This window comes from Streptomyces sp. LS1784, assembly GCF_020103755.1.
Classification (GTDB): Bacteria; Actinomycetota; Actinomycetes; order Streptomycetales; family Streptomycetaceae; genus Kitasatospora.
On record NZ_JAHSQD010000451.1, the window covers coordinates 1 to 6,763 of the forward strand.

The window sequence follows — 6,763 nt, forward strand, 5'->3', positions numbered from 1 at the left end:
CCGGGACGATCGGCGCGGTGCGTGCGGTGAGGCCGTCGCGGTCGGTGGCCTCCGGACGGGCCGGCCGGCCCCAGCGCGGCCGGGAGACCTGCCCGGGCTGGGAGCCGCCCCGGCGGGCGCCCTTGCCGGAGGAGCCCGAGGAGCGGGGCGGAGTGTTGCGGGTCACTGGGAGGAGTCCTTGCTGCGCTCGGAGGTGTCACCGGCGTTCGTACCGGTGGAGGCGGAATCCTTCGACTCTACGGCCTTCGGCGCCCGCGGCTCGCCACGCCGGACGGCACCCGGCGCCGACCAGGCCTTCTGCGGCTTGCGCCGCTCCGAGGACTCCAGCTGCCACGGCACCGAGGTGACCATCACCCCGGGCTTGAACAGCAGCCGCCCCTTGAGCCGCAGCGCGCTCTGGTTGTGCAGCAGGTGCTCGTACCAGTGGCCGACCACGTACTCCGGGATGTAGACCGAGACCACGTCCCGCGGGCTGCTGCGCCGCAGGTTCTTCACGTAGTCCAGGACCGGCCCGGTGATCTCGCGGTACGGCGAGTCCAGCACCTTGAGCGGCACCTCGATGCCGCGCTCGTCCCACTCCCGCCGCAGCGCCACCGTGTCGGCCGGGTCGACGTTGACCGTGACGGCCTCCAGCGTGTGGGCCCGGGCCAGCCTCGCGTACGCCAGGGCGCGCAGGGCCGGCTTGTGCAGCTTGGAGACCAGCACGATGGCGTGCACCCGGGTGGGCAGCACCACGTCGTCCGGCTCCTCGGCGGCGGTGAGCTCGTCGGAGACCCGGTCGTAGTGGCGCCGGATGCCCTTCATCATCACGAACAGCACGGCCATCGCGGCGATCGCGATCCAGGCGTGGCTGATCTTGGTGACCAGGACGACGATCAGCACGGCCATGGTCATCACCAGGCCGAAGGCGTTGATCGCCCGGCTGCGCTGCATGTGGCGGCGCTTGGCCGGGTCGGTCTCGGTGCGCAGCAACCGGGTCCAGTGCCGGATCATGCCGGACTGGCTCATGTTGAAGGCGACGAAGACGCCGACGATGTAGAGCTGGATCAGCCGGTTCGGGTCGGCGTCGAAGGCGAGGATCAGCAGGATCGCGGCGATCGCCAGCAGGATGATGCCGTTGGAGAAGGCCAGCCGGTCGCCGCGGGTGTGCAGCTGGCGCGGCAGGTAGCGGTCCTGGGCGAGGATCGAGCCGAGCACCGGGAAGCCGTTGAAGGCGGTGTTGGCGGCGAGCACCAGGATCAGACCGGTGACGGCCGCGACGAAGTAGAAGCCGGGCGTGAAGTTGTTGAACACGGCCTCGCTGATCTGCGCCAGCGCGGTCTTCTGGTGGTAGTCCGGCGAGGCGCCGACGAGCTGCTCGGTCGGGTTCTCCGCCATCTGGACACCGGTCAGCCGGGCCAGCCAGATGATGCCCATGAACATCACGACGGCGATGCTCGCCATCATCAGCAGCGTGGTGGCGGCGTTCTTGCTCTTCGGCTTGCGGAAGGCCGGCACGCCGTTGGAGATCGCCTCCACACCGGTGAGCGCGGCACAGCCGGAGGAGAAGGACTTCAGCAGCAGGAACACCATCGCGAAGCCGGCCAGCGAGTCGTTGCCGGGGGTGGCGGCGAGGTGGAACGCGGAGCTCTCGGCGGGCATGTCCTGGCCGAGCGCGAAGTGCCGGAAGACCCCGTAGCCGACCATCCCGATCACGCCGACCATGAAGGCGTAGGTGGGGACGGCGAAGGCGCTTCCGGATTCGCGCACACCGCGCAGGTTCATGCCCATCAGCAGCACGACCACGACCACCGACAGGATCGGTTCGTGGCCGCGCAGCGCGGGCACGGCGGAGACGACGTTGGCGACGCCCGAGGTGGTCGACACGGCCACGGTGAGCACGTAGTCGACCATCAGCGCGCTGGCGACCACCAGACCGGCGGCCGGCCCGTGGTTGACGGTCGCGACCTCGTAGTCACCGCCACCGCTGGGGTAGGCGTGCACGTTCTGCCGGTACGAGGCGACCACGGCGAGCATCACGATCGCCACGACGACGCCGATCTGCCAGGAGAAGTGGATCGCCGAGGCCCCCGCGATGGAGAGCGTGAGCAGGATTTCCTCGGGGGCGTACGCGACCGAGGAGAGCGCGTCCGAGGCGAACACGGGCAGCGCGATCCGCTTGGGGAGAAGCGTCTCGCCCAGCTTGTCGCTGCGTAGGGCGCGCCCGATCAGGATGCGTTTCGGAAGGTCAGTCGGCATAGGCACGTTAAGGAATCGTAGGGGCTTCCCGGTCGTGGCTCCGCCGTTTGTCCCCCCCTTCGTCGCGACTGCGTTCGGTGGACCAGTTAGCGTGTCGGATACGAGTCGGCGGGCAACACTCTGGTTGTCGAGCGTTGCCGGGTCGGCGCCCCCACGATGAACCTCGTTCCGGACGACCGGGCGGGAAACGGAGATGAACGGTGTTTGCGCAGGTCAAGACCCCTTCGGGACGGGTGAGGTAAGCGCCGGTGCACATCGTCATCATGGGCTGCGGCCGCGTGGGCTCCGCCCTCGCCAGAGCACTGGAGAAACAGGGCCACTCGGTGGCCGTGGTGGACCAGGACCCGACCGCGTTCCGCCGGCTGGGCGCCGGGTTCAACGGGCGCCGGGTGACCGGCGTCGGCTTCGACCAGGACACCCTGCGCGAGGCGGGCATCGAGGAGGCCGGCGCCTTCGCCGCGGTCTCCAGCGGTGACAACTCCAACATCATCGCCGCACGGGTGGCCCGGGAGAACTTCGGCGTCGAGAACGTCGCCGCCCGGATCTACGACCCCCGCCGCGCCGAGGTGTACCAGCGCCTGGGCATCCCCACCGTGGCGACGGTCCGCTGGACCGCCGACCAGATGCTGCGCCGGCTGCTGCCGAGCGGCGCCGAGCCCCTGTGGCAGGACCCGAGCGGTGGCGTGCAGCTCGCCGAGGTCGCGTACGACCCGCGCTGGATCGGCCACCGGATCAGCAAGCTGGAGGAGGCCTCCGGCACCCGGGTGGCGTTCGTCACCCGGCTCGGCGAGGGCGTGCTCCCCTCGCCGCAGATGGTGGTGCAGGAGGGCGACCTGGTGCACGTGATGCTGCGCCGGACCGACCTGGCGGCCGTCGAGGCCGCGTTCGCGCAGGGGCCGAAGGAGGAGGGTCACTGATGCGCGTCGCCATTGCCGGGGCCGGTGCCGTGGGCCGCTCGATCGCGGGCGAGCTGCTGGAGAACGGCCACGAGGTCCTGCTGATAGACAAGAACCCCAACTCCATCTCGGTGGAGCGGGTCCCGATGGCGGAGTGGCTGCTGGCCGACGCCTGTGAGATCACCTCGCTGGACGAGGCCGCGCTCCAGCGCTGCCACGTGGTGATCGCCGCGACCGGCGACGACAAGGTCAACCTGGTCGTCTCGCTGCTCGCCAAGACCGAGTACGCGGTGCCGCGGGTGGTCGCCCGGGTGAACAACCCCAAGAACGAGTGGCTCTTCAACGAGTCCTGGGGCGTGGATGTGGCCGTCTCCACCCCCCGTCTGATGTCCGCGCTGGTCGAGGAGGCGGTCAGCGTCGGCGACCTGGTCCGCCTGATGCGCTTCAGCCAGGGCAACGCCAACCTGGTCGAGCTGACCCTGGCCTCCGACACCGAGCTGGTCGGCACCAGGGTCGGCGACGTCGCCTGGCCGCAGGACACCGCGCTGGTGACCATCATCCGCGAGGGCCGGGTGCTGGTGCCGGGCAAGGACGACACCCTGGAGGGCGGCGACGAGCTGCTCTTCGTCGCCGCGCAGGAGCGCGAGGAAGAGCTGGAGGAGCTGCTCTCAGCCACCTCGGGCGCCCAGTAACCACGGCCTGCACAGCGGAAGGGCCCGCACCCCTCGCCGGGGTGCGGGCCCTTCCGCGTGGTCCTCCGTGGGAGCCGGCTACTTCGCCGGCTCCTCCTCGTCCAGCTGCGCCTTGATCGGCGGCGGCGCCTTCAACAGGATCTGCCAGGTCACGTACATCGCCAGCAGCATCGGCGGGATGCCGAGGGCGACCTTCAGCCAGCCCAGCAGGTTGACGTTGTGGGTGAAGTACAGCGGGAAGAGGATCACCGGCTTGGCACCCATGATCACCACCCAGGCCCAGGTCGCCCTGGTGTAGGCGGCCAGGCGGCCCGGGTTCTCCTTGCGCCAGGTGAACATCTCGCCGGTGATCGGGCCGAGCATCACCCCGATCATCGGCCAGCGCACCAGGGCGGAGACCGCCAGGCCGATGCAGTAGCCGACGTTCCAGAGCAGGCCGGGCAGGTAGAAGTCCTCGGCCTTGCCGCTCTTCATCGAGATCCAGGCGCCGAGGGCGACGCCGAACACCCCGCTGAAGGCGTGCTGGATGGTCTCCCGCTTCGCCAGCCGGGCCACGACGAACAGGGCGCTCAGGCCCAGTGCGGCCCAGGCCGAGGTGCTGACCTGGTGGGTCAGGTTGTAGGTGACGATGAAGACCAGGCCGGGCAGCGTCATGTCGATCATGCCGCGCACGCCGCCGAAGGCCTGGAGCACCGTCTCGGCGGCCTCCTTGGAGGCGGCCTTGCGGGCGGCCTCCGCGTCCGCCGGGTCGACGGGCAGGTCGAGCTGGGCGGCGGCCTCGCCGCCGGGCTGGTTGCTCACGCTCATTCGCTCCCGTGTCCGACCGGACGCAGCTCATAGCGGGGGTTGAACAGCACGCGGCGCCCGCGTGCGTGGCCGATCCGGCCGCTGGCGAGCAGCCGGCGGCCGGGCTCTATCCCGGCGATCGAGCGGCGGCCGAGCCAGACCACGTCCAGCGCCTCGGTGCCGTCGAAGAGTTCGGCCTCCAGGGCGGGCACCCCCGCCCGGGGGCGCAGCGTCACCGTGCGCAACGTGCCCGCGACGGTGACCAGCTCGCGGTCCCCGCAGCCGGCGATCGGTGTGCATCCGGACTCCGCGGCGCTCTCCTGACGCAGTTCCTCGGCGTCCAGCTCCTCGGCCGAGGAGGTCAGCCGGCTGAGCATGCGGCGGAACCGCCCCTGCGGCTGGCCGCTGCTGTTGTCACCACTCATGTCGGAAGGGTACCGGGTTCCGACCCCCTGGCGGCAGGTCGTTCAGCCGCCAGGGGAAGCCGCGGTCAGCTCTCGAACCGGTACCCCATGCCCGGTTCGGTGATGAAGTGGCGCGGGTGCGAGGGGTCGCGCTCCAGCTTGCGGCGCAGCTGGGCGAGGTAGACCCGCAGGTAGTTGGTCTCGGTGCGGTAGGCCGGGCCCCACACCTCCTGGAGCAGCTGGGTCTGGCTGACCAGCCGCCCGGCGTTGCGGACCAGCACCTCCAGCAGGTGCCACTCGGTCGGGGTGAGGCGTACGTCGGCACCGTCCCGGTTGACCTTCTTGGCCGCGAGGTCGACGGTGAAGGACTCGGTGACGACCAGCGAGTCGGCCTCCCCGGCCACCGGCTCGGCCCGCCGCACGGCGGCCCGCATCCGGGCGAGCAGCTCGTCCATGCCGAACGGCTTGGTGACGTAGTCGTCGGCGCCGGCGTCCAGCGCCTCGACCTTCTCGTCCGAGGCGTGCCGGGCCGACAGCACGATGATCGGCACCCGGGTCCAGCCGCGCAGGCCTCGGATCACCTCGACCCCGTCCATGTCGGGCAGGCCCAGGTCGAGGACGACCACGTCCGGATGGCGGGCCGCGGCCAGCTCCAGGGCGCTCGCGCCGTCATGGGCCGCGTCCACCTCGTACTTACGGGCCTTGAGGTTGATCACCAGCGCGCGGACGATCTGCGGTTCGTCGTCCACGACGAGGACCCGGGTCATTTGCGGGCTCCGCCTTTCAGGGCTGTCTGACTTACGGACTGTGGGATGACTCGATGGCTATCGTTGCGGCGTGCGGCGCCGGGAGCGGGCGACGGGCCCGGCCGGTGCGCCGCCGGTTCTCAGGTGATCAGCTCCGCGAGCGGATCGCCGCCGTCGCCGCCCGGCTCCCCCGAATCGGGCGGCCGTTCGACCACGGGCAGGCTGACGACCATGGTCAGGCCCCCGCCCGGGGTGTCCTCGGCGGTGACGGTACCGTCCATCGCCTCGACGAACCCGCGCGCCACCGCGAGTCCGAGGCCGACCCCGGCGCCGCGCGGCGCGTCCCCGTAGCGCTGGAACGGCGCGAAGATCTTCTCCTTGGCCTCCTCGGGCACGCCCGGACCGCGGTCCACGATCCGCAGCTCGACCCGGGCCGGAACCCCCGGCTGCCGCAGCTCGTCGGCCTTGACCAGCACCTTGACGCCGTCCGGGCTGTACTTGACGGCGTTCTCCACCAGGTTGGCGAGCGAGCGCTCCAGCAGCCCGCCGTCGGCCCGGACCATCGGCAGCGTCTCCGGCACCTCCAGCCGGACGGACTCCGGCGGCACCCCGCCGAGCGCGTACGGCACCACCTCGTCCAGGTCGGTCTCCTGGATCAGCGGGGTGACGGTCCCGGTCTGGAGCCGGCTCATGTCGAGCAGGTTGTTGATCAGGTGGTCCAGCCGGTCGGCCCCGGCCTCGATGCCGGCCAGCAGCTCGGCCTCGTCCTCCGGGTCCCAGTCGACGTCGGCCGAACGCAGCGAGCTCACCGAGGCCTTGATGCCCGCCAGCGGGGTGCGCAGGTCGTGCGAGACGGCGGCCAGCAGAGCCGTCCGGATCCGGTTGCCCTCCGCCTCCCGGCGGGCCTCGGCGGCTTCCCGGGCCAGCCGGCGGCGCTCCAGCACCACGGCGGCCTGCGCGGCGAACGCCCCGAGCAGGCGCCGGTCCGCCCCGGGCAGCAC

Annotated in this window: 7 protein-coding genes; 2 read left to right on the forward strand and 5 right to left on the reverse strand. The window is 71.2% G+C overall.

Annotated features, from left to right (window positions below; translation table 11 throughout):
• Positions 1-162: 162 nt before the first annotated feature.
• A complete protein-coding gene (locus KS423_RS34270) occupies positions 163-2,238 on the reverse strand; it encodes an APC family permease (RefSeq protein WP_263455531.1) in 2,076 nt (691 codons plus the stop codon).
• A 248-nt stretch (positions 2,239-2,486) separates the two neighbouring features.
• Between KS423_RS34270 and KS423_RS34275 the strand changes: the two genes are divergently transcribed.
• Complete coding sequence (locus KS423_RS34275; RefSeq protein ID WP_224283658.1) at positions 2,487-3,155, forward strand: TrkA family potassium uptake protein; 669 nt, start codon at positions 2,487-2,489, stop codon at positions 3,153-3,155.
• A complete protein-coding gene (locus tag KS423_RS34280; RefSeq protein WP_030060763.1) occupies positions 3,155-3,826 on the forward strand; it encodes a TrkA family potassium uptake protein in 672 nt (223 codons plus the stop codon). The genes KS423_RS34275 and KS423_RS34280 overlap by 1 nt, the downstream gene beginning before the upstream one ends.
• Positions 3,827-3,904: 78 nt before the next feature.
• On the opposite strand, the gene KS423_RS34285 is transcribed toward KS423_RS34280, so the two are convergent.
• The 4 genes from KS423_RS34285 to KS423_RS34300 form a co-directional block, all read right to left on the reverse strand.
• Positions 3,905-4,627, reverse strand: a complete 723-nt coding sequence (locus KS423_RS34285) for a DUF3159 domain-containing protein (RefSeq protein WP_224283659.1) — start codon at positions 4,625-4,627, stop codon at positions 3,905-3,907.
• A 2-nt stretch (positions 4,628-4,629) separates the two neighbouring features.
• On the reverse strand, positions 4,630-5,037 hold the full coding sequence (locus tag KS423_RS34290; protein ID WP_224283660.1) for an OB-fold nucleic acid binding domain-containing protein: 408 nt from the start codon (positions 5,035-5,037) through the stop codon (positions 4,630-4,632).
• Between the two features lie 65 nt (positions 5,038-5,102).
• Complete coding sequence (locus tag KS423_RS34295; protein ID WP_049657530.1) at positions 5,103-5,783, reverse strand: response regulator; 681 nt, start codon at positions 5,781-5,783, stop codon at positions 5,103-5,105.
• A gap of 119 nt (positions 5,784-5,902) precedes the next feature.
• Positions 5,903-6,763, reverse strand: an 861-nt coding sequence (locus KS423_RS34300) for a sensor histidine kinase KdpD (protein ID WP_263455530.1), incomplete at its 5' end; no start/stop codon positions are given.